The sequence below is a fragment of the Labrys wisconsinensis genome (genome assembly GCF_030814995.1).
GTDB lineage: Bacteria > Pseudomonadota > Alphaproteobacteria > Rhizobiales > Labraceae > Labrys > Labrys wisconsinensis.
Genome location: NZ_JAUSVX010000001.1, coordinates 1,297,218 through 1,316,775 on the forward strand (window position 1 = coordinate 1,297,218; position 19,558 = coordinate 1,316,775).

Genomic DNA, 19,558 nt, shown 5'->3' on the forward strand with positions numbered 1-19,558 from the left:
CGCGGTTTCGCGACGGCCGACGTCTCAGCTTTGCCTCTGCGGGGGGGCCGAACCGTGAGGAGAACCGTCCGATGTACGCCTACCTCGCTTTTCTCGGCGTTTCGGCGATGGTCATCGCAACGCCGGGGCCCGACACGGCCATGACCATCCGGAACACGCTTCTCGGCGGCCGTGCCGGCGGGATCTCGACCGCGACCGGTATCGCGTTGGGGCAGCTGATCTGGGCCCTGGCCACCAGCATCGGCATCGTGGCGCTGCTGATCGCGTCGAAGCCCGTGTTCGTCGCGGTCAAATATGCGGGCGCCGCCTATCTCGTCTATCTCGGCGTTCTAGCCCTGCGCGAAGCCCTGCATCCGTCGGCGGCGAGGGCCGGCGCCGGCGTCCGGCATGGCGAGCGGCGGCTCACGCCGGTCCGCGCCTTCGGCCAGGGCCTCGTCAGCGATCTCGGCAATCCGAAGATGGCCGTGTTCTTTGCGAGCCTGCTGCCGCAGTTCGTTCCTGCCGGCGACGCGCCGTTCTCGGCTCTTCTGCTTCGCGGCTGCATCTTCGCTCTCATGACGTTCGTGTGGCTCGTCGCCTATGCGGTCGTGGTCGCCAGGGTGGGCGATTTTCTTCGCCGCGGCGCGGCCGGGCGAATCCTCGAAGGCCTGACGGGTGCCGTGCTCGTCGCTCTCGGGCTGCGCCTCGCGGCAGAGCAGCGCTGAGCGCGGGCGCCCGCGGTTCGCCGCATCCTCTGCTGCGGTGGCGGCCCGCGCCCTATCCGCGGCCGGGCACGAAGGCGTCGAACGCCGCCCAGAACCGGTCGCGCAGCCCATCGCGCTCCTGCATCACCTCGTGCAGCGCCCCGGGCACCGTCACCGCCCGGGTGGCCCGCAGCTTGCGGACGAAGCTCTCGGCCGCGAGCGTCGAGACGACCCGGTCCTCGCCCGCCAGCACGGCCAGGGTCGGCATGCGCCAGTCCTGGCCGAAGCCGGGATCGCCGAGCGTGTCCATCGCCCGGAAGGCGGCGCGCACCCAGCCGATGGTCGGGCCGCCGATGGCGAGCTTCGGCGCGGCTTCGGCCACGGCGGCCGCATGGGCATAACGCGTCCGGTCGGAGGTGACCGGGTTGCCCTCGAACGGCCGCAGCACCACCGGCTTCGGCGACCAGCCCGGCACCAGGCGGCGGGAGAGGCCGACGCCGCACAGCGAACGGGCGATCAGGCGCGGGGCCGGCGGCAGGCCGACCAGGTCGATCATCGGCGCGATCGCCACCATGCGCTCGAACCAGGGCGAGCGCTCGGCGAGATGGGCGAACAGGATCGAGGCGCCCATGGAATGGGCCAGGGCGAAGAACGGAGACGGGCATTCCGGCAGGGCGATCTGGCGGATGAAGGCGTCGAGGTCGCGGGCGAAATGCGAGAAATCGGCGATATGGCCGAGCCGCCCGTCCTCGATCAGCCGGTCCGATCCGCCCTGGCCGCGCCAGTCGAGCGTCGCCACGGCGAAGCCGCGAGCCCTGAGATCCCGGATCACCTCGTAATATTTCTCGATGAACTCCGAGCGGCCATGGAACAGGCAGACCGTGCCCTTCGGGCGCGGCGTCAGCGCCGGCCAATGGGCCGTGCGCAGGCCCACCCCGTCCGCGGCGCGGATCATCTCGCACACGGCACCGGCGGGGCGGGGATTGGCGGGCAGGTCGAGGAGCGTCGTGGCGTCGGGAACAGCGAGCATGCGGCCCTTATAGCGGCAAATCTTGCAGGAATGCTTGCCGACAGTCCTGCCGGCCGGGCGTCCGCCCGACCCTCGTCGCCGATATGGGATATCGGGCGTCGTCCATCACGACCCGATTCGGGGCAGGAGCGCCTTCACGCCCCGGGCGGCCATTGCTGCGCCGCATGCAGCACGCGCAGGATGGTGAGCGCTTCGGGGGCCTCGGCATAGATCACGATATAATTTGCCCGGACGACCATCTCTCGTGTGCCGGGGACGCGACCCGGACGATAGAGCCGGGGATGGTCCGGAAGCCTGGCGACCTTGGCTTCGATGTCGTCCTTCAGGCGTTGGGCGGCATCGGGATTGTCGTCGGCGATGTAATCGACGATCGCCAGCAGGTCGTCGCGCGCCGAGCGCCGCCATTCAGGCGCGGGCACGGCGCTTCTTGTCGATCAGGGCTTGCGCCTCGTCCATGACCTGCAGATGGGGGACCGCGGGGCGCGTATCGGCGAGCGCCTCGTTCACCTTTGCGCGGAACCAGGCATCATAGGCCTGCGGATCGGCAGTGAGGCCGGCGGGAAGCCCGCCTTCGCGCACGATCCGCGTCAACAGGATCCGCACCGCGTCCGACACCGTCAGGCCGAGGTCGGCAAGCCTTTCCGCCGCCTCTGTCTTCAGCGCGTCGTCGATCCGGACATGCAGCATCGATGTGCGCACAGCCATGATGATCTCCTCGCCCTCATCTCCCGGACATCATGTCTCTCAAATGAGATACGCGCAAGGCTCTGGCTCGATCGCTGCGTGGAGGCCGACAGCCCGCCTCGCGAATCAATCCGCCCGCGCCGGGGGGCGCGGGCGGATTGCCGGACCGCTCCGGAATCACGCTGGACGCTTGACGCCTACCAGCGTGGACCACTCCAGGGGCTGAACTTCCACCAGCCGCCGTTGTCCCAATCGCGCTTGGGCTTGTCCCATTCGATCACCTGGCGTCCGGTGATCTCGCTGGTGCGCCCGTCCACCACCAGCAGCACCCGGTTGCCGTGCGGCGACTGCGCCTCCGCGATATAGCTGGAGCCGCGCAGGCGCTTGATGTCGACGTTGCGGTAGCCCTGCCGGGCGAGGCTGCCCGCAATGGCCCGCGCCGAAAGCAGGCGCAGGCCGGCATTGTCGGGGCCCGATCCCCAGCGCTGCGCCCAGCCATCGGCCTGCGCGCCGTCGGCGCTGGTCGTGGCCTGGAGCGGCAGTCCGGCGAGCTCGCGGCCATCCTCCTGCGCCCAGGCGGCACCGGCGAGCGCCGATGCCGTGATGGCGGCTGCGAGGAGGAAACGGCGGAACATCGATGCGGGCCCCGGTCGCGACATCGTCCATGTTGCGGATGAGCCTATGCGGCCCGGCCTGAACAATGCCGGAAAGGACCGTTCAGCCTGCGTTCATCGACGCCGTGCGTTCGGCACGCCGTGCCGGGCGCAGAAAAGGTCGCGGTTTGTCTTGCGGCGTCGCTGCCCGGTGTGGTTATGGTGCGCATGCCCGCCGCACCCCGCACCTATCGCGCCGACGCCGCGTTCATCGCCGGAAGCCTTCGGGCCGACGTCGCCATATCGGTCGACGCGCGCGGCAACATCGCCCCTGTCGGCGAGTCCGCGCCGCAGGCCGAGCGGATCGCCGGCATCGTCCTGCCCGGCATGCCCGACCTGCATTCCCACGCTTTCCAGCGCGCCATGGCGGGCCTAGCCGAGCGGGCGGGGCCGGAGGGCGACAATTTCTGGAGCTGGCGCGAGGTGATGTACCGCTTCCTCGGCGTGCTGTCGCCCGAGGACGTCCAGGCCATTGCGGCGCAGCTCTATGTCGAGTGCCTGAAGCACGGCTTCACCACGGTCGGTGAATTCCACTATTTGCACAACGATCCCGCTGGCGCGGTCTATGACGACCCGGCCGAGCTGTCCTGGCGCGTCCTGGCCGGTGCCGAGGCCGCGGGCATCGGCCTCACCCTGATGCCGGTGCTCTACCAGGCCTCGCAGTTCGGCGGCGCCCCGCCGACGGAGGGCCAGCGCCGCTTCGTCCTCGACGACGAGACCTTCGCGCTGGTCTGCGAGGAGGTCGACAAGCACATCGCCGGCAATGCCGACTGGCGCCTCGGCCTGGCGCCGCACTCCCTCCGGGCGGTGACGCCGGAAGGCCTGGCCGAGGTCGTGGCGCTGCGCGACTCGATCGACCGGTCGATGCCGATCCATATCCACGCCGCCGAGCAGGTGAGGGAGGTCGAGGACTGCCTCGCCTGGAGCGGCCGGCGGCCGGTCGACTGGCTGCTCGACCGCGGCGCCGGCGAGGGCTGGTGCCTGATCCACGCCACGCACATGACCGACGAGGAGCGGCGGCGCCTGGCGGCGAGCGGCGCGGTCGCGGGCCTGTGCCCGACCACCGAGGCCAATCTCGGCGACGGCTTCTTCCCGATCCGCGACTTCGTCGACGAGGGCGGCCTGTTCGGCGTCGGCACCGATTCCAACGTCTCCACCAGCCCGGTCGAGGAGCTGCGCTGGCTCGAATATGGCTGCCGCCTGCAGCGCCGCGCCCGCAACGTGGTCGAGCGCGAGGTCGGCGCCTCGGTCGGCCGCTCGCTGTTTTCGCGGGCGCTCGCCGGCGGCACGAAGGCGCTCGCCCGTCCGATCGGGGCGATCGAGGCGGGTCGGCGCGCCGACCTGGTGGTGCTCGACCCCGACCATCCCGCTCTCGCCGGCCGGCCGCTCGACCGTGTGCTCGACGCCTTCCTGTTCAACGGCAACGACACGCCGGTCCGCGACGTCATGGTCGGCGGGCACTTCGTGGTCCGCGATCGCGAGCATGTGCGCGAGGCGCCGATCCGCGAGGCCTTCCGACGCACCGTCACCCGGCTGGCCGACCGCCTGCCCTGACGGGCCGGCGGCGCCGAACCATCCAGTCCGTCTTCACTGTGAGGGATTGCCCGTGAACGCTCCGAGCCGCCTCGACAACAGCCGCATCATCCGGGCCCCGCGCGGGCCGGAGAAGACCGCCAAGACCTGGGGGGCGGAGGCGGCGCTGCGCATGCTGATGAACAATCTCGACCCGGAGGTGGCGGAAAAGCCCGAGGAGCTGGTGGTCTATGGCGGCATCGGCCGCGCCGCGCGCGACTGGGCCTGCTTCGACGCCATCGTGCGCACGCTGAAGGAGCTGGAGCCGGACGAGACGCTGCTGGTGCAGTCGGGCAAGCCGGTCGGCGTGTTCCGCACCACGCTCGATTCGCCGCGGGTGCTGATCGCCAATTCCAACCTGGTGCCGGCCTGGGCCACCTGGGACCATTTCCACGAGCTCGATAAGAAGGGCCTGATGATGTACGGCCAGATGACGGCCGGCTCCTGGATCTATATCGGCTCGCAGGGCATCGTGCAGGGCACCTACGAGACCTTCGCCGAGGCCGGCCGCCAGCACTATGGCGGCGACCTCAAGGGGCGCTGGATCCTCACCGGCGGCCTCGGCGGCATGGGTGGGGCCCAGCCCCTCGCCGCCACCATGGCCGGCGCCTCGATGCTGGCGGTGGAGTGCCGCATGGCCAGCATCGAGAAGCGCCTGCAGACCCGCTATCTCGACGCCTGGACCGCCGACCTCGACGAGGCGCTCGGCCTGATCGAGACGGCGCGGACCACCGGCAAGCCGATCTCCGTCGGCCTGCTCGCCAACGCGGCCGAGATCTTCCCCAAGCTCGTCGAGCGGGTGAAGGCGGGGGACGCCCGCGCCCGGCCCGACATGGTCACCGACCAGACCTCGGCGCACGACCCGCTCAACGGCTACCTGCCGGCGGGCTGGACGCTGGAGGAGCACGAGCGCCGCAAGCTGGAAGACCCCAAGGCGGTGGAGCAGGCGGCCAAGGCCTCGATGGCGGTGCAGGTGCAGGCGATGCTCGACCTGCAGCGGCTCGGCATCCCCACCCTCGACTACGGCAACAATATCCGCCAGATGGCCAAGGAGATGGGCGTCGCCGACGCCTTCGACTTCCCCGGCTTCGTGCCGGCCTATATCCGGCCGCTGTTCTGCCGCGGCGTCGGTCCCTTCCGCTGGGCGGCGCTGTCGGGCGATCCGGAGGACATCTTCCGCACCGACCAGCGGGTGAAGGAGCTGATCCCGGATGACGCGCACCTGCACAACTGGCTCGACATGGCAAGGGAGCGCATCGCCTTCCAGGGCCTGCCGGCGCGCATCTGCTGGGTCGGCCTCGGCCAGCGCCATCGCCTCGGCCTCGCCTTCAACGAGATGGTGGCCAAGGGCGAGGTGAAGGCGCCGATCGTCATCGGCCGCGACCATCTCGACAGCGGCTCGGTCGCCTCGCCCAACCGCGAGACCGAGGCGATGCAGGACGGCTCGGACGCGGTCTCCGACTGGCCGCTGCTCAACGCCCTGCTCAACACCGCCTCGGGGGCGACCTGGGTGTCGCTGCACCATGGCGGCGGCGTCGGCATGGGTTTCTCCCAGCACGCCGGCATGGTGATCGTCGCCGACGGCACGCCGGAGGCGGCCAGGCGCCTGGAGCGCGTGCTCTACAACGACCCCGGCACCGGCGTGATGCGCCATGCCGATGCCGGCTACCAGATCGCGGTCGACTGCGCCCGGGAGCAGGGGCTGAAGCGGCCGATGGCCTGACGCCGTGCCGATCCGGGTTCTGCGTCCCGCCGACTACCGGTCGATGCCCTGGGCCAATGGCCGGGGCGTCACCGTCGAGCTCCGGCGCGAGGATGCCGATGGCCGCATGCTCTGGCGGCTGTCGCGGGCGGAGGTCAATGAGGACGGACCCTTCTCCGCCCTGCCGGGCGTCGACCGCATCCTGACCTTGATCGAAGGCGATGGCTTCGACCTCGATCTCGGCGCCCATGGCGGCGTGCGCCCGGCCCTCATGCTGGAGCCGGTCGCCTTTTCCGGCGACTGGCCGGTCGCGGCCTGCCGGGTGCGCGGGCCTTCGCGCGACCTCAACCTGATGGTCGACCGTGCACGGGCGCGCGGGACAATGACCATCCATCGCGGTCCGTTCGAGATCGCGTCGACCGACCGCATGGCGCTGCTGGCCCTGCAGGGCCGCTGGCGGCTGGAGGCGGGCGTCGGGGATGCGCTGCTCGGCGAGGGCGAGCTCGGCGTCTTGTCGGACCATCCTGGAGAGCGGGTGCGAGCCGCCGGCGCCGGCATCCTCGCCGTCGCCGCGGTCACGCTGCGCTGACGGCGGCCCGCAGCCCTTCCAGGTGGTGCGTCACCTCGTGCGGCTGCACCGCGCTGGTGCGGATGATGTCGTCGAAGCGGCGGGCGAACATGCGGATGTGCTCGCTGGCGTTCAGCACCATGTAGCTGGGGCCGAGATAGACCGCGACGCGGCTCTGGCCGAACACGGTGAAGGGCGCCGAATAGGTCTGCCGGAGGTCGTAGAGGAACAGGCGAAAGGCGGGGTAGAAGCCGTCGACGAAGCCGATCGTCTCGGCAAGCTGCTCCCGGCGCTCCTCGGCGCCGATGCCGGCCCAGGCGCCCTGGCCGTGGGCGAACGCCTCGAGCGCCTGCAATGCCACGCAGGCCTCGATCTCGGTGCCCTGGTCGAGGGCATCGCGGATCTGCTGCCGCCGCGCCGCGAGATCGGGATAGGGATCGGCCTCGAGCGCCACCGCATATTCGAAGCGCATCACCGCATCGGTCTTCATGAAGTCGGGGAAGCTCACCGGCACGGTGCGCAGCTTGCGGCCGTCCGCGTCAGTCAGCCAGCGCAGGAAGCGGTGGTCGAAGGGAGCATGGGCCTGCGTCTCGATGGTCAGCGCCGTCTCCACCAGCGGGGCGCCGACCTCCTCGCGCTGGCTGAGGCCGAGCAGCCAGTCCATCGAGACGCGGCAATGGGTGGCGATCGCCATCAGGGTCTCGGCCCGCGGCAGCCGGTCGTTGGCCGGCGAGACCAGCTGCGACAGGGTCGAACGGTCGACGCCGACATGGCGCGAGAAGGCGGCATGGTTGAGGCCGGTGCGACCGATCACCTGCTCCAGCCGGTCCCGAAACCCCTGAGCCGTCGCCGCATGCGCCATGGCTGTCACGCTTGTTGATGGGGCTTGCTGTTTATGAAAGTCAACAGAAGATATAATTCAAAACATACTGCAACAGAACGCTATAATAGTCAATCAAATGCTACAAGAGCATCCTTGCATCACTCCAGTGATTCGGTAGACTTTCGCCGACTCACGAGGATCCCATGCACGGCGTACGCATTCCCCCCCGCAGGCGCACGGTCGAATGGCCGACGGTCGGGCTCGGCATCGTCATCTATGCCGGCTGGGGTGGGCTGACCTATTTCCACGACGCCATCCCGCTCTGGCTGCTGATGCCGCTCGGGGGCTGGTTCGTTGCCTGGCACGCGTCCTTCCAGCACGAGGTCATCCATGGCCACCCCACGCGGAGCCGCGGGCTGAACCGGCTGATCGGCGGCTGGCCGCTGCTGCTGTGGCTGCCCTATGAGAGGTACCGCATCAGCCATCTCGTGCATCACCGCGACGAGCGCCTGACCGACCCGCTGGACGATCCGGAGTCCTATTACTGGATCCCGGAGGAGTGGGAGCGGCTCGGCTTCTGGCGCAAGCTGATCATCCGCGTCAACGCCACCTTCCTCGGCCGCGTCACCATCGGCCCCGCCTGGACCATCGGCCGCTTCCTGGCCGGCGAGATGGTGGCGATGCTGCGCGGCGACCGCCTGGCGCGGCGCATCTGGACCTGGCACCTCGTCGAGGCCGCCGTGGTGCTGGCCTGGATCGTGCTGGTCTGCGGCATGCACCCGCTGATCTATTTCCTCGCCTTCGTCTATCCCGGCACCGCGCTGATGCTGGTGCGCTCCTTCGCCGAGCACCGGGCCGAGAGCGAGGTCGACGAACGCACGGCCATCGTCGAGAACGCCCCGCTGATGGGGCTGCTCTTCCTCTACAACAACCTGCATGCCGTCCATCACGAGAACCCGATGATCCCGTGGTACGAGATTCCGGCCTGGTACCGCGCCAACCGCGAGCGGCTGCTGCGCGAGAACGGCGGCCTGGTCTATGACGGCTATCTCGATGTGGCGCGGCGCTATCTCCTGACGGCGCACGACACGCCGGTGCACCCGCACGGACGGGCGCCCGAGGCCGCTGCCGCGCCGCACCGCGCGGCTTGACGCCGTCAGCGTTCAGGGCCGGGAGCAGCGCTCCGGCCGCAGCCTATCGCGACATGCGGATGATCGCGCCCGAGGTGGTGGCGGCGCCCTCATAGGTGCCGTCCCCCTTCGGGAACAGCCGCACGGCGGTGCGTCCGCCCGATTCCAGCAGGACGATCTCCTGGCCGCGCTGCTGCCAGGCATTGACCTTGGCGAGCGAGCTCGCCTGGCAGCCCGACGGCGAGGCCCGGTAGAGGTCGAGCAGCGTCTGCTGCGTCAGGGCGATGGCGCAGCTGCCGCGCGCCGCGTCCGAGATCTTCCAGGTGCCGACCATGGCGCGGGCCGAGGGCCGCGTCGGCGTGGGGGCCGGAGCGGGGGACGACGGCGCCCCGGCGGGCGGCGCCGCGGCGTCGGGCAGGGTCGCGACCTGCGAGCCGCCCGGTGGCGGCGAGCCGGGCAGCGGGGCTCCCGGTGCGTTCGGGTCGACCGAGCCGGTGACGGGCGGCAGGGCCTCGGAGGTGACCGGCGCGGTCGGCGCGGCAATGGCCGGCTCGGGCTCGATCGGCCGGGCGGCCGCGACCGGAGCCGGGCGGGATCCGAACAGGCCACCATCGAAGCGGCTGGTGGATTCGCAGCCGGCCAGCGCCAGCGCCGCCGGGACCAGCAGGCAGAGCGCGGCGCCCGGCCTGGGCCGCCGCGCTTGGCGAGAGCCCCCGGCGGGGCGTTGGGTCATCCCAGGCTGTGCAGCAACTCTCATGAGGTCGATCCGCCGCGATTCTCGTCGGCCATTCTAGGCATTCCCATCCGGTTGTCCCAGCCGGAATGTGCGGCAGCGCCGCCGGAAGCCCCGGAAATTCCTCTCCTTCGGCGGGCCATCGCAACACCGCAGGCGTCACGAGTTGAAAATGGTCAATGTTAACGCCGGGTTAAGACATGCCCTGCAAAATCCGCGCAGTCTTCGGAGAGTGACGCGTCATGTCCGATAAGCTGCTTGCCGGTCTGATCCTGGCCCTGATGGCGGTGATCCTCCCGGCCTTCGCGGCCGTGCTGCCGCGGGACGTCCCGCCGCAGAAGCCGCTTCCCCAGCTCGCCGCCCTGCATCTCAGCGCGCCGCAGACCGTTGCCGCAGCGGCTTCGCCCCGCCTGTCTGATGACAGCGGGTCCGGCCTGCCGCCGGTGGAGATCACCGGTCCGCTGCGCTGAGGCGGCGGCGCGTCAGACCTGCCGCGCCACCATCATCTTCTTGACCTCGGCGATCGCCTTGGCCGGGTTCAGTCCCTTCGGGCAGGTCTGCGCACAGTTCATGATGGTGTGGCAGCGATAGAGCCGGAACGGGTCTTCGAGATTGTCGAGGCGCTCGCCCGTGCCCTCGTCGCGCGAATCGATCAGCCAGCGATAGGCCTGCAGCAGCGCGGCCGGGCCGAGATAGCGGTCGCCGTTCCACCAGTAGCTCGGGCACGAGGTCGAGCAGCAGGCGCACAGGATGCATTCGTAGAGGCCGTCGAGCTTCTCGCGGTCTTCCCGCGACTGGCGCCATTCCTTCTCCGGCTTGGCCGTGTCGGTCTTCAGCCAGGGCTCGATCGAGGCGTGCTGGGCGTAGAAGCGCGTGAGGTCGGGCACCAGGTCCTTGACCACGGGCATATGCGGCAAGGGATAGATCTTGATCACGCCCTTGATGTCGTCGATCGCCTTGGTGCAGGCCAGCGTGTTGCCGCCGTCGATGTTCATGGCGCAGGAGCCGCAGATGCCCTCGCGGCAGGAGCGGCGCAGCGTCAGGGTCGGGTCGACCTTGTTCTTGATCCACAAGAGGGCGTCGAGCACCATCGGGCCGCAATCGTCGCGGTCGACGAAATAGGTGTCGACCCGCGGATTGGCGCCGCTGTCGGGGTCGTAGCGGTAGATGCGGAACTCCGTCACCCGCTTGGCGCCGGCCGGCTTGGGCCACGTCCTGCCGTCGTTGGAGATGCGGGAGTTCTTGGGGAGGGTGAGCTGGACCATGATGCTCTCTCAGCGACGTTCCTTGCGGATCACGAGTTTCAGACCCGACCAGACCGCGTCGACGGCGGCGACCTTCACGTCGACGAGGTCGAGCGACAGGGCTGCGGCCCGCACCACGTCCTCGGTGACGTCGGTGGCGAGGCGGGCGGCCTTTTTCGGCCAGGATACCCAGATCATGCCGTCCCGGCGGATGGCGGCCTGGAGGCGGGGCAGCTCCGTCTCGATCTCGGCGCGGCGCGTGGTGAAGGCGTGGATGGCGTCGAAGCCGCCGGGTGCGGCCTCGACCGCGGCCCAGTCCAGCAGGCGCTCGACCCTGGCGAAGCCGGCCGCGTCGGCAAGAGCTTGCAGCGCCGGCGGCAGCGCGACGAACGCCACCGCCATGCCGGGCTTCAGGCCGAGCTTGTCGGGCAGGGGCTTGCCGGAATAGCCGGCCGGCGCGAGCGCGGTCATGGGCGCTGACCCAGGAAGCGCAGCAGCGCCGCCGTCAGGGCTTCCGGCGCGTCCTCCTGCACGAGATGGCCGGCCTTCGGCACGATGATCGGCCCGCCGAGGCCGAGGCGCGCCGCCAGGGCATGGCCCCGCTCCAGCGGGATCCAGGCGTCCTCGGCGCCCCAGAGGAGCTGCACCGGGCAGCGCAGGCGGCCGAGCAGCGGCTCGATCTCGTCGGTGAAGCGCTGGTCCATCTGCGCGATCTGGCGATAGAACGCCGCCTGGCCGACCTCGCCGAGCCAGGGCGCGGCATAGCCCGTCGTCGCCTCGGTCGCCAGCGGCCGGTGCGCGGCACCCTGGACATAGGCCGGCAGGATGGCTTCGTGGATAGTCGCCGGCAGGCCGGCGAAGGCCGTCTCGTGGGCCCGCACATGCCGCACGAAGGGCGAGCCCCAGGGCGCGATCGCCACCGGATCGATCAGGGTGAGCGAGCGATACTCGGCCTGGTGCAGGAGATGGGCGCGCAGGCTGGTCGCGCCGCCGAAATCGTGCGCCACAACATCCGGTCGGGCGAGGGCCTGATCGGCGAGGAAGGCGGCGAACATCCGGCCCTGACGCGCGAGCGACACGTCCTGGCCCTCGCGCATCGCTGATTGGCCGTAGCCCGCGAGGTCGATGAGGACGATCTCGTGATCGACCTCGAACAGCGGCGCGATCCGCCGCCAGACGAACGAGGAGAACGGCGTGCCGTGCAGGAAGACCAAGGGCTGGCCGTGCCCCCGGCGGTCGAAGGCGATGGCCTCGCCCTCGTGCTCGAAGCGGTGGGGCAGCGTCAGCGACGACATGGCGCTCCCGCCGGCCTGCCGGTCGGAGGCCGCCCGATCGCTGCGGACCTCCCGCTCCGGCGCATCAGTACACCCGCGCCTTCGGCTCGATATACTGCACGTCGTTGCTCATGGTGTAGGTGTGCACCGGCCGGTAGTCGATGGTCACCGCCTTGGCCTTGACGTCGGCCCAGGCCAGCGTGTGCTTCATCCACTCTTTGTCGTCGCGCTGCGGAAAATCCTCGCGCGCATGCGCGCCCCGGCTCTCCGTCCGGTTGACCGCGCCGTCCATGGTCACCACCGCCTGGGCGATCAGGTTGTCGAACTCCATCGTCTCGATCAGGTCGGTGTTCCAGATCAGCGAGCGGTCGGTGACGCGCACGTCGTCGGACCCCTTCCACACCGCGTGGATACGCTTCTGACCCTGCTCCAGCGTCTCGCCGGTGCGGTAGACGGCGCAGTCCTCCTGCATCACCCGCTGCATGGCGAGCCGGAGCTCGGCGGTCGGCGTGCCGCCCTGGGCGTGGCGCAGCCGGTCGAGGCGCGCCAGCGCCAGGTCGGCCGAGCCCTTCGGCAGCTCGGGCTGCTTCTCGCCCGCCGTCACCGTCTCGGCGCAGCGCAGGCCCGCCGCCCGGCCGAACACGACGAGATCGATCAGCGAGTTGGAGCCGAGGCGGTTGGCCCCGTGCACGGAGACGCAGGCCGCCTCCCCCAGCGCCATCAGGCCGGGCACGACCACGTCGGGATCGTTGCCCTTCTTGGTCAGCACCTCGCCGTGATAGTTGGTCGGGATGCCGCCCATGTTGTAGTGCACCGTCGGCAGCACCGGGATCGGCTCCTTGGTGACGTCGACGCCGGCGAAGATGCGGGCGCTCTCGGAGATGCCGGGCAGGCGCTCGTGCAGGATCTTCGGGTCGAGATGGTCGAGGTGCAGGAAGATGTGGTCCTTGTTCTTGCCCACGCCGCGGCCTTCGCGGATCTCCATGGTCATGGCGCGCGAGACCATGTCGCGCGGGGCGAGGTCCTTCACCGAGGGGGCGTAGCGCTCCATGAAGCGCTCGCCCTCCGAATTGGTGAGGTAGCCGCCTTCGCCGCGGGCGCCCTCGGTGATCAGGCAGCCGGCGCCGTAGATGCCGGTCGGGTGGAACTGCACGAATTCCATGTCCTGCAGCGGCAGGCCGGCGCGCAGCACCATGGCATTGCCGTCGCCGGTGCAGGTATGGGCCGAGGTCGCCGAGAAATAGGCGCGGCCATAGCCGCCGGTCGCCAGGATCGTGCGCTGCGCCCGGAAGCGGTGGATGGTGCCGTCGTCCATCTTCAGCGCCACCACGCCGCGGCAGCGCCCGTCCTCGTCCATGATCAGGTCGATGGCGAAATATTCGATGAAGAACTCGGCCGTGTGCTTGAGCGCCGCGCCGTAGAGCGTGTGCAGCATGGCGTGGCCGGTGCGGTCGGCGGCGGCGCAGGTGCGCAGGGCGATGCCCTTGCCGTAATTCGTGGTCATGCCGCCGAAGGGGCGCTGGTAGATGCGCCCGTCCTCGGTGCGCGAGAACGGCACGCCCCAGTGCTCCAGCTCGTAGACCGCGGCCGGGGCGCTGCGCACGAGATACTCGATGGCGTCCTGGTCGCCGAGCCAGTCGGAGCCCTTGACGGTGTCGTACATGTGGAAGCGCCAGTCGTCCTCGCTCATGTTGCCGAGCGAGGCGGCGATGCCGCCCTGGGCCGCCACGGTGTGCGAGCGGGTCGGGAACACCTTGGTGATGCAGGCGGTGCGCAGCCCGGCCTGCGAGCAGCCGACCACGGCGCGCAGGCCCGCGCCGCCGGCGCCGACGACGATGACGTCGTAGGTGTGGTCGGTGACCGGATAGGCCTGGCCGTTCGCTGCGGGGGCGTTGATCGATCCGTCGGCCATCTCTAGACCCCGAAATTGAGTTTCAGCAGGGCATAGGCGCAGAGCACGCCGATGAGCACGCAGAAGAAGGCGTTCGCCATCACGGCGGCGAGCTTCAGCGTCTCGTCGGTGACGTAGTCCTCGATGATCACCTGCATGCCCAGACGCATATGGTATGCGCCGGCGCCGACGAAAAGCAGCAGCGGCAGGCCGAGCCAGGGCGAGCGCAGCCGCGCCAGCGCCGTGGCGGCGTCGGCGCGGGCGAGGCCGATCAGGGCCAGGACGAAGATGATGGTCAGCGGCACCAGGGCGACGCCCGTGAGGCGCTGGCGCCAGAAATGCTCGGTGCCGGACTTGGCGGAGCCGAGGCCCCGCACCTTGCCGAGCGGCGTCTTCATGCTGGTGGTCATGGCGTCAGCCCGCGGTGAGGGAGATCGAGATGCCGACGATCCAGATCAGCACGGTGAGGGCCACCGAGCCGATCACGTTGGCATAGGCCCAGCGGTCGCGGATCACCGGCCCGAGACCGTAGCCGAGGTCCCAGACGAAGTGGCGGATGCCGCCGAGCATGTGATGCATCAGCGCCAGGGTGTAGCCGAACAGGATGAGCAGGCCGATCGGCGTGCCCGCGAACCATTGCGCCCAGGCGAAGCTCTCCGGCCCTGCCGCAGCGCACAACAGCCATGCCGCCAGCAGCACCGTGCCGACATAGAGCGCCCCGCCGGTGATGCGATGCAGGATCGACATCAGCATGGTGATCGGCCAGCGGTAGATCTGCATGTGCGGGGACAGCGGCCGGGCGGGGGCTCTGGGTTCGGCCATGGGAAGGCTCCAGTTTCGACCCATTCAAACGTATTGCGATGCACTATCGCTTCGCGCGCCCGGACGCAATGCGAGCGTGGCGGGTCGGCTCTGCATAGCAGGAGTGGAGACCGTTGCGGCCCCCGCACGCCGGCGCCTCTTGAATGTCGCGGCGCGGGGCCCATGTCCTGCGCTGGAAAGGAGCCGATCGCCCCATGTCCGAGACGACGTCCGAGACCCTGTTCGGCGACGATGCCCGCACGCGGCGGCGCGAGCGCCGCCTGCATGCCCAGTTCCTGCCGAAGCTGCGGCGGGTGCTGGCGCGCGTCCCCTTCGCCGAGGATCTGCTGGCGGCCTATTACGCCGTGCTCGACCGGCGCACGCCCATGGCCGTCAGGGTGACGCTGATCGGCGCGCTGGCCTATTTCGTCATGCCCTTCGACGTCGTGCCGGACTTCATCCTCGGCCTCGGCTTCACCGACGATGCGGCCGTGCTCTACGCCGCGCTGCGCTCGGTCGCCGGGGCCATCGAGGAGCGCCACCGCGAGGCGGCGCGCCGCTGGCTGGACGAGGTCGCGGCCGAGGGCTGACGGCCTCGACGCCGGTGCCGCGCACGGATAGGACGTTGCTCCCCGGCGGAGGCGTCCATGTTCGATTCGGTGTCGCGAACCCTGATCGGCCTCGTCCTGACGCAGATCCTGTTCGCGGCGCTGCTGCCGCTGGCGCTGATCCCGCCGCCGGAGGGGCTGGAGTTCCGCATCTATTCCGTGGGCTTTGCCAGCGCCCGCGACCTCGTGGTCGAGGCCGCCGCCTTCACGGTCGTGCTGTTCACCGCGGCGAACGTGCTGCTGCGCCGGCTCGGGCGCACCGGCCTCCTGCCGACCACCGTGCTGGTCGGCCTCTCCCTGGTCGCCGCGCCGTTCTGGGCCAACACCGGCAGCCTCGCCGACGTCGCCGGCCGGGCCTGGTCCTTCGATGCCGCCTATGCCGTGCTGGCGCTCGGCCTCGGCGCGCTGTTCTGGCTGATCGCCATGCGCGCGGAGCGCTCGTGACGGCGGCCGGGCCGCGCGCGGCCGGCGCAAGTCTGCTATGACTGCAACCCGCGGCGGGAAGGCGCCCGCCGGTCCATTGCGTTGAGGGGAGACCGTTCCCATGATCGCCAGAAGCCTGCGCTCGCTCGCCGCCGTCGTCGCCATGGCCTTCGCGCTGGGCGGCTGCGGCATCAACAACGTGCCGACCTACGAGGAGAAGGCCAAGGCCGCCTGGAGCGAGGTGCAGAACCAGTATCAGCGGCGCGCCGACCTGATCCCCAACCTGGTGGAGACGGTGAAGGGCTACGCCAAGCAGGAGAAGGACGTGCTGGAGGGCGTGGTCGCCGCCCGCGCCAAGGCGACCCAGATCACGGTCGATGCCTCGATCCTCAACGACCCCGAGAAGTTCAAGCAGTTCCAGGACGCGCAGCAGCAGCTCTCCGGCGCGCTCGGCCGGCTGCTGGCCATCACCGAGAACTATCCCGACCTCAAGTCCAACCAGAACTTCCTGGCGCTGCAATCGCAGCTCGAAGGCACTGAGAACCGCATCGGCGTCGCCCGGCGCGACTATATCGAGGCGGTGCGCGTCTACAACACCGAGCTGCGCACCATTCCCGGCCGCTGGATCGCCGCCATCCTCTATCCCGATGCCAAGCCGATGGAGACCTTCGCGGCGACGCCCGGCAGCGAGACGCCGCCCAAGGTGAATTTCGGAACGTAAGGGATCCGTCCTCGGATCGGTGGATCGGGTGGGTACGGTGGAGCGAGGTGCGCGCGTGTCGAACTGGACTCGACGCTGGCGCCTTCCCTCCCCCTTGCGGGGAGGGATAAAGGGTGGGGGTCGTGGTCGTCGGGCTCGCCATGTCCTGATGGACCCCCACCCCTTATCCCTCCCCGCAAGGGGGAGGGGATCGGCCAGTGTTGCGCCTGGAACAATGAATGCCCCCGCGCGGCGTCTTGGCCGCATGTCGAGCCAGGCCTCGCCGCAAGCGGCTGCCGGCCGCTCCTCGCTTGCAACCCTGGGTGCCTGGGCGCCCGGCCGCCTGCGCGCGGCCGTAGTGCTGCTCGTCGTCCTGCTCGCCGCCCTGGCGAGCCCGGCCTTCGCCGCCGATCCGACCTTCCCGCCGCTCACCGGCCGCGTCGTCGACCAGGCCGGCATCCTCGACGCTGCGACGAAGGCGGCGCTCGAGCGCAAGCTCGCGGCGCTGGAGCAGACGTCGAGCGACCAGCTGGTGGTCGCCACCCTCGCCTCGCTGCAGGGCCTCGACATCGCCGATTATGGCTATCGCCTCGGCCGGGCCTGGGGCATCGGCCAGGGCAAGCTGAACAACGGCGTCCTGCTGATCGTCGCCCCGAGCGAGCACAAGCTCAGGATCGAGGTCGGCTACGGCCTGGAGGGCACGCTCACCGACGCGCTGTCGAGCGTGGTCATCCAGCAGGCGATCCTGCCGAAGTTCCGCGCCGGCGACATGCCCGCCGGCATCAGCGCCGGCGTCGACGCCATCGTCTCGATCCTCACCGGCGACGAGGCCGAGTGGAAGAAACGGGCCGAGGAAGGCGCCCGCCGGCCCGACACGTTCAGCGCTTCGGATGCCATGGTCCTGATCTTCGTCGTGTTCATCGTCCTGATCTTCCTCGGCAGCGCCTTCCGGCGCGACATGTCCGCGCCCGGCGCCGGCCTCGGCACCCGTCGGCGCGGCGGCATGCCGCCGATCATCTTTCCGCCCAGCGGTGGCTTCGGGGGCGGCTTTGGCGGTGGCAGCGGTGGCGGCGGCTTCTCCGGCGGCGGCGGGTCGTTCGGCGGCGGCGGCTCGTCGGGGAGCTGGTGATGACGATGCTGCTCAGTGCCGCGGACCATGACCGCATCGCCGGGGCCATCGCCGCGGCGGAGGCCCGCACCTCAGGCGAGGTCTATTGCGTGGCCGCGCGCCAGGCCTCGAGCTATCGCCTCGTGCCCCTGGCCTGGGCCGCGCTCGCCTCGCTCGTCGTCCCGGCTCTGATGGCGCTGTGGGGCTATGCGCCGCATCGCTGGCCGCTGGTCGGCGAGCCCTGGTGGCCGGGCGGAGCCACCTCCGACGAGGTCGACCTGGCGGTGCGCACCGGCCTCGTCGTGCAGGTCGTCATCCAGGTCGCGGTGTTCGCGCTGGTCTGGCTGGCCACCTGGCCGATGCGCGTGCGCCTCATCGTGACGCCACGCTCCCTGAAGCGCGAGCATGCGCAGACCATGGCGATGCACCAGTTCCTGACCCGGGGCCTGCAGCGCACGCGCGAGCGCACCGGCGTGCTGATCTTCGCGGCCCTGGCCGAGCACGAGGTCGCCGTCGTCGCCGACGAGGGCATCCACGCCAAGGTCGGCCCGGAGGTCTGGGATCGGGCCGTGGCGGCGCTGGTGGCGGCGGCCCGGGACGGGCGTGTCGGCGACGGCTTCGTCGACGCGGTCACGCTCTGCGGCGCCGTGCTGGCCGAGCATTTCCCGCCGCGGCCCGACGACGTCAACGAGCTGCCGGACCGGATCGTGGAGCTGTAGCCTCAGCCTCGCCCGGCGCCTTCTTCGATCGAGGCGGCCTTGATCATCGCGAACACGGCGCCGCCGGCGCCGAGGCCGAGCTCGTCCACCGATTTGCGGGTGACGAAGGTGGCGAGCGTCTCGCCGCCGGGCAAAGCGAGGTCGACCCGCGCCACCGGCCCGTCGTCGAGCGTCGTCGCCCGGATCGTGCCCGCCAGCACCGTGCGCACGCTGACGTCCCGCGGCCGCTCGAGCGCCAGCGTCACGTCGGCGCCGTGCACCAGCACGCGGGTCAGCGCGCCGGGCGGCAGGTCGCGGCCCGGCACGCAGATCTCGCCGGCGGGATGGTCGAGCAGGGTCAGGCCGTAGCGGGTGTCGTGGCTGCGCACCCGCGCGGTGATCAGCGACACGGTGTTGAAGCGCGTGTCGGAGGGCGAGCCGGCGAGCGGCCCGAGCACGGTCTCGGGCGCGCCCACGGCCTGGACCCGCCCGGCCTCGATCAGCACCACCTGGCTCGCCAGCCGCGCCACCTCCTCCATCGCGTGCGAGACGTAAAGGATCGGGATGGCGAACTCGTCGCGCAGCCGTTCGATCAGCGGCAGGATCTCCCGCTTGCGCGGCACATCCAGCGCGGCGAGCGGCTCGTCCATCAGGAGGATGCGCGGGGCCGACAGCAGCGCCCGGCCGATGGCGACGCGCTGGCGCTCGCCGCCCGACAGCGAGGCCGGCCGGCGCGCCAGCAGCGCGCCGATGCCGAGCACCTCGACCGCCGCGTCGAAATCGAGCCGCCGGGCATCCCTGGGGGCGAACCAGCGGCCATAGGCGAGGTTCTGCCGCACGCTGAGATGCGGCAGCAGCTGCGCGTCCTGGAACACCAGGCCGATGCGGCGGCGATGCGGCGGGACGAACAGGCCGGTGGCGGCGTCGAACAGCGTCGTGCCGCCGATGGCGATGCGTCCGCGCTCCGGCCGCACCAGGCCCGCCACCGCGGCGATGACGGTCGACTTGCCGGCCCCCGAGCGTCCGAACAGGGCGGTCAGGCCGCCATCGGCCTGAAAGCCGACGTCGAGGGCGAAGCCGCCGCGACGGGCGTGGATGTCGATGTCGATGATGCGCGATGCCAGCATCCCGGCAGCATGGCGCAAAGCGCCCGATGGGTCCACCTGTGGACCAAAGAGCCGCGCCGTGCGAGGCTCCGCCATTGCCATTCCCCGTGCCGTCACGGGCGCCCGA

24 protein-coding genes are annotated in these 19,558 nt (G+C 70.5%); 11 read left to right on the top strand and 13 right to left on the bottom strand.

Annotation, left to right across the window (positions count from 1 at the left end; all coding sequences use genetic code 11):
• The first annotated feature begins 71 nt into the window (after nucleotides 1-71).
• Nucleotides 72-704: a LysE family translocator gene (locus tag QO011_RS05940; RefSeq protein WP_307268934.1), complete on the top strand. Its 633-nt coding sequence runs from the start codon at nucleotides 72-74 to the stop codon at nucleotides 702-704.
• A gap of 52 nt (nucleotides 705-756) precedes the next feature.
• Here the strand turns inward: QO011_RS05940 and QO011_RS05945 are convergent, their stop codons facing one another.
• The 4 genes from QO011_RS05945 to QO011_RS05960 all read right to left on the bottom strand — a co-directional run bounded on the left by QO011_RS05945 (nucleotide 757) and on the right by QO011_RS05960 (nucleotide 3,032).
• Nucleotides 757-1,713 (bottom strand): alpha/beta fold hydrolase, encoded by a 957-nt coding sequence (locus QO011_RS05945; protein WP_307268936.1) that lies wholly within the window; start codon nucleotides 1,711-1,713, stop codon nucleotides 757-759.
• Nucleotides 1,714-1,847: 134 nt separating this feature from the next.
• Nucleotides 1,848-2,132 (bottom strand): type II toxin-antitoxin system RelE/ParE family toxin, encoded by a 285-nt coding sequence (locus tag QO011_RS05950; RefSeq protein WP_307268939.1) that lies wholly within the window; start codon nucleotides 2,130-2,132, stop codon nucleotides 1,848-1,850.
• Complete coding sequence (locus QO011_RS05955; RefSeq protein WP_307268941.1) at nucleotides 2,119-2,418, bottom strand: type II toxin-antitoxin system RelB/DinJ family antitoxin; 300 nt, start codon at nucleotides 2,416-2,418, stop codon at nucleotides 2,119-2,121. Before QO011_RS05955 ends, QO011_RS05950 begins: the two co-directional genes overlap by 14 nt.
• Before the next feature lie 176 nt (nucleotides 2,419-2,594).
• On the bottom strand, nucleotides 2,595-3,032 hold the full coding sequence (locus tag QO011_RS05960; RefSeq protein WP_307268943.1) for a hypothetical protein: 438 nt from the start codon (nucleotides 3,030-3,032) through the stop codon (nucleotides 2,595-2,597).
• A 186-nt stretch (nucleotides 3,033-3,218) separates the two neighbouring features.
• Between QO011_RS05960 and QO011_RS05965 the strand changes: the two genes are divergently transcribed.
• Genes QO011_RS05965 through QO011_RS05975 form a run of 3 tightly spaced genes read left to right on the top strand, consistent with a single transcriptional unit; the run spans nucleotide 3,219 to nucleotide 6,913 of the window.
• Complete coding sequence (locus QO011_RS05965; protein WP_307268945.1) at nucleotides 3,219-4,604, top strand: formimidoylglutamate deiminase; 1,386 nt, start codon at nucleotides 3,219-3,221, stop codon at nucleotides 4,602-4,604.
• A gap of 52 nt (nucleotides 4,605-4,656) precedes the next feature.
• The gene (gene hutU, locus QO011_RS05970) at nucleotides 4,657-6,345 is read left to right on the top strand and encodes a urocanate hydratase (RefSeq protein WP_307268948.1); all 1,689 of its coding nucleotides are present in this window, start codon (nucleotides 4,657-4,659) and stop codon (nucleotides 6,343-6,345) included.
• A gap of 4 nt (nucleotides 6,346-6,349) precedes the next feature.
• Nucleotides 6,350-6,913 (top strand): HutD/Ves family protein, encoded by a 564-nt coding sequence (locus QO011_RS05975; protein WP_307268951.1) that lies wholly within the window; start codon nucleotides 6,350-6,352, stop codon nucleotides 6,911-6,913.
• On the opposite strand, the gene QO011_RS05980 is transcribed toward QO011_RS05975, so the two are convergent.
• Nucleotides 6,900-7,754 (bottom strand): helix-turn-helix domain-containing protein, encoded by an 855-nt coding sequence (locus QO011_RS05980; RefSeq protein ID WP_307268954.1) that lies wholly within the window; start codon nucleotides 7,752-7,754, stop codon nucleotides 6,900-6,902. The genes QO011_RS05975 and QO011_RS05980 overlap by 14 nt on opposite strands.
• Nucleotides 7,755-7,918: 164 nt before the next feature.
• Here QO011_RS05980 and QO011_RS05985 point away from each other — a divergent pair, with 164 nt between their 5' ends.
• Complete coding sequence (locus QO011_RS05985; RefSeq protein WP_307268956.1) at nucleotides 7,919-8,866, top strand: fatty acid desaturase; 948 nt, start codon at nucleotides 7,919-7,921, stop codon at nucleotides 8,864-8,866.
• A 43-nt stretch (nucleotides 8,867-8,909) separates the two neighbouring features.
• On the opposite strand, the gene QO011_RS05990 is transcribed toward QO011_RS05985, so the two are convergent.
• On the bottom strand, nucleotides 8,910-9,578 hold the full coding sequence (locus QO011_RS05990; RefSeq protein ID WP_307268959.1) for an AprI/Inh family metalloprotease inhibitor: 669 nt from the start codon (nucleotides 9,576-9,578) through the stop codon (nucleotides 8,910-8,912).
• A 242-nt stretch (nucleotides 9,579-9,820) separates the two neighbouring features.
• Between QO011_RS05990 and QO011_RS05995 the strand changes: the two genes are divergently transcribed.
• Complete coding sequence (locus QO011_RS05995) at nucleotides 9,821-10,048, top strand: hypothetical protein (protein ID WP_307268962.1); 228 nt, start codon at nucleotides 9,821-9,823, stop codon at nucleotides 10,046-10,048.
• 12 nt (nucleotides 10,049-10,060) lie between these two features.
• Here the strand turns inward: QO011_RS05995 and QO011_RS06000 are convergent, their stop codons facing one another.
• From QO011_RS06000 to sdhC, 6 genes are all read right to left on the bottom strand, one after another.
• Nucleotides 10,061-10,843 (bottom strand): succinate dehydrogenase iron-sulfur subunit, encoded by a 783-nt coding sequence (locus tag QO011_RS06000; RefSeq protein WP_307268964.1) that lies wholly within the window; start codon nucleotides 10,841-10,843, stop codon nucleotides 10,061-10,063.
• A gap of 9 nt (nucleotides 10,844-10,852) precedes the next feature.
• Entirely contained in the window at nucleotides 10,853-11,293 is a 441-nt protein-coding gene (locus QO011_RS06005; RefSeq protein ID WP_307268967.1) for a DUF3052 domain-containing protein, read from the bottom strand.
• Nucleotides 11,290-12,117 carry an alpha/beta fold hydrolase gene (locus QO011_RS06010; protein WP_307268969.1) on the bottom strand — a complete coding sequence of 276 codons (828 nt, stop codon included), beginning with the start codon at nucleotides 12,115-12,117 and terminating at the stop codon, nucleotides 11,290-11,292. The genes QO011_RS06005 and QO011_RS06010 overlap by 4 nt, the downstream gene beginning before the upstream one ends.
• Before the next feature lie 64 nt (nucleotides 12,118-12,181).
• Nucleotides 12,182-14,008 (bottom strand): succinate dehydrogenase flavoprotein subunit, encoded by a 1,827-nt coding sequence (gene sdhA, locus QO011_RS06015; RefSeq protein ID WP_307268972.1) that lies wholly within the window; start codon nucleotides 14,006-14,008, stop codon nucleotides 12,182-12,184.
• Nucleotides 14,009-14,010: 2 nt separating this feature from the next.
• Nucleotides 14,011-14,397, bottom strand: coding sequence for a succinate dehydrogenase, hydrophobic membrane anchor protein (sdhD, locus tag QO011_RS06020; protein ID WP_307268975.1), 387 nt, complete (start codon nucleotides 14,395-14,397; stop codon nucleotides 14,011-14,013).
• A gap of 4 nt (nucleotides 14,398-14,401) precedes the next feature.
• Entirely contained in the window at nucleotides 14,402-14,809 is a 408-nt protein-coding gene (gene sdhC / locus QO011_RS06025) for a succinate dehydrogenase, cytochrome b556 subunit (protein ID WP_307268977.1), read from the bottom strand.
• A gap of 194 nt (nucleotides 14,810-15,003) precedes the next feature.
• Here sdhC and QO011_RS06030 point away from each other — a divergent pair, with 194 nt between their 5' ends.
• From QO011_RS06030 to QO011_RS06050, 5 genes are all read left to right on the top strand, one after another.
• Complete coding sequence (locus QO011_RS06030; RefSeq protein WP_307268979.1) at nucleotides 15,004-15,378, top strand: YkvA family protein; 375 nt, start codon at nucleotides 15,004-15,006, stop codon at nucleotides 15,376-15,378.
• A 57-nt stretch (nucleotides 15,379-15,435) separates the two neighbouring features.
• Nucleotides 15,436-15,840: a hypothetical protein gene (locus QO011_RS06035; RefSeq protein WP_307268981.1), complete on the top strand. Its 405-nt coding sequence runs from the start codon at nucleotides 15,436-15,438 to the stop codon at nucleotides 15,838-15,840.
• Between the two features lie 100 nt (nucleotides 15,841-15,940).
• Entirely contained in the window at nucleotides 15,941-16,540 is a 600-nt protein-coding gene (locus tag QO011_RS06040) for a LemA family protein (protein WP_307268983.1), read from the top strand.
• Nucleotides 16,541-16,784: 244 nt separating this feature from the next.
• Nucleotides 16,785-17,648 (top strand): TPM domain-containing protein, encoded by an 864-nt coding sequence (locus QO011_RS06045; RefSeq protein ID WP_307268985.1) that lies wholly within the window; start codon nucleotides 16,785-16,787, stop codon nucleotides 17,646-17,648.
• Nucleotides 17,648-18,346, top strand: a complete 699-nt coding sequence (locus tag QO011_RS06050; protein ID WP_307268988.1) for a TPM domain-containing protein — start codon at nucleotides 17,648-17,650, stop codon at nucleotides 18,344-18,346. Before QO011_RS06045 ends, QO011_RS06050 begins: the two co-directional genes overlap by 1 nt.
• 2 nt (nucleotides 18,347-18,348) lie before the next feature.
• Here the strand turns inward: QO011_RS06050 and modC are convergent, their stop codons facing one another.
• Nucleotides 18,349-19,452, bottom strand: coding sequence for a molybdenum ABC transporter ATP-binding protein (modC, locus tag QO011_RS06055; protein ID WP_307268990.1), 1,104 nt, complete (start codon nucleotides 19,450-19,452; stop codon nucleotides 18,349-18,351).
• Between the last annotated feature and the right edge of the window lie 106 nt (nucleotides 19,453-19,558).

Coding starts and splice junctions, on each gene's coding strand:
- QO011_RS05955 (WP_307268941.1), bottom strand. CDS start 2,418: ATGGCTGTGCGCACATCGATGCTGCATGTCCGGATCGACGACGCGCTG.
- sdhA (WP_307268972.1), bottom strand. CDS start 14,008: ATGGCCGACGGATCGATCAACGCCCCCGCAGCGAACGGCCAGGCCTAT.
- QO011_RS06010 (WP_307268969.1), bottom strand. CDS start 12,117: ATGTCGTCGCTGACGCTGCCCCACCGCTTCGAGCACGAGGGCGAGGCC.
- QO011_RS06030 (WP_307268979.1), top strand. CDS start 15,004: ATGTCCGAGACGACGTCCGAGACCCTGTTCGGCGACGATGCCCGCACG.
- QO011_RS05965 (WP_307268945.1), top strand. CDS start 3,219: ATGCCCGCCGCACCCCGCACCTATCGCGCCGACGCCGCGTTCATCGCC.
- QO011_RS05945 (WP_307268936.1), bottom strand. CDS start 1,713: ATGCTCGCTGTTCCCGACGCCACGACGCTCCTCGACCTGCCCGCCAAT.
- sdhD (WP_307268975.1), bottom strand. CDS start 14,397: ATGACCACCAGCATGAAGACGCCGCTCGGCAAGGTGCGGGGCCTCGGC.
- sdhC (WP_307268977.1), bottom strand. CDS start 14,809: ATGGCCGAACCCAGAGCCCCCGCCCGGCCGCTGTCCCCGCACATGCAG.
- QO011_RS05985 (WP_307268956.1), top strand. CDS start 7,919: ATGCACGGCGTACGCATTCCCCCCCGCAGGCGCACGGTCGAATGGCCG.
- modC (WP_307268990.1), bottom strand. CDS start 19,452: ATGCTGGCATCGCGCATCATCGACATCGACATCCACGCCCGTCGCGGC.
- QO011_RS05995 (WP_307268962.1), top strand. CDS start 9,821: ATGTCCGATAAGCTGCTTGCCGGTCTGATCCTGGCCCTGATGGCGGTG.
- QO011_RS06045 (WP_307268985.1), top strand. CDS start 16,785: ATGTCGAGCCAGGCCTCGCCGCAAGCGGCTGCCGGCCGCTCCTCGCTT.
- QO011_RS06035 (WP_307268981.1), top strand. CDS start 15,436: ATGTTCGATTCGGTGTCGCGAACCCTGATCGGCCTCGTCCTGACGCAG.
- QO011_RS05980 (WP_307268954.1), bottom strand. CDS start 7,754: ATGGCGCATGCGGCGACGGCTCAGGGGTTTCGGGACCGGCTGGAGCAG.
- QO011_RS06005 (WP_307268967.1), bottom strand. CDS start 11,293: ATGACCGCGCTCGCGCCGGCCGGCTATTCCGGCAAGCCCCTGCCCGAC.
- QO011_RS05960 (WP_307268943.1), bottom strand. CDS start 3,032: ATGTTCCGCCGTTTCCTCCTCGCAGCCGCCATCACGGCATCGGCGCTC.
- QO011_RS05940 (WP_307268934.1), top strand. CDS start 72: ATGTACGCCTACCTCGCTTTTCTCGGCGTTTCGGCGATGGTCATCGCA.
- QO011_RS06050 (WP_307268988.1), top strand. CDS start 17,648: ATGACGATGCTGCTCAGTGCCGCGGACCATGACCGCATCGCCGGGGCC.
- QO011_RS06000 (WP_307268964.1), bottom strand. CDS start 10,843: ATGGTCCAGCTCACCCTCCCCAAGAACTCCCGCATCTCCAACGACGGC.
- QO011_RS06040 (WP_307268983.1), top strand. CDS start 15,941: ATGATCGCCAGAAGCCTGCGCTCGCTCGCCGCCGTCGTCGCCATGGCC.
- QO011_RS05990 (WP_307268959.1), bottom strand. CDS start 9,578: ATGACCCAACGCCCCGCCGGGGGCTCTCGCCAAGCGCGGCGGCCCAGG.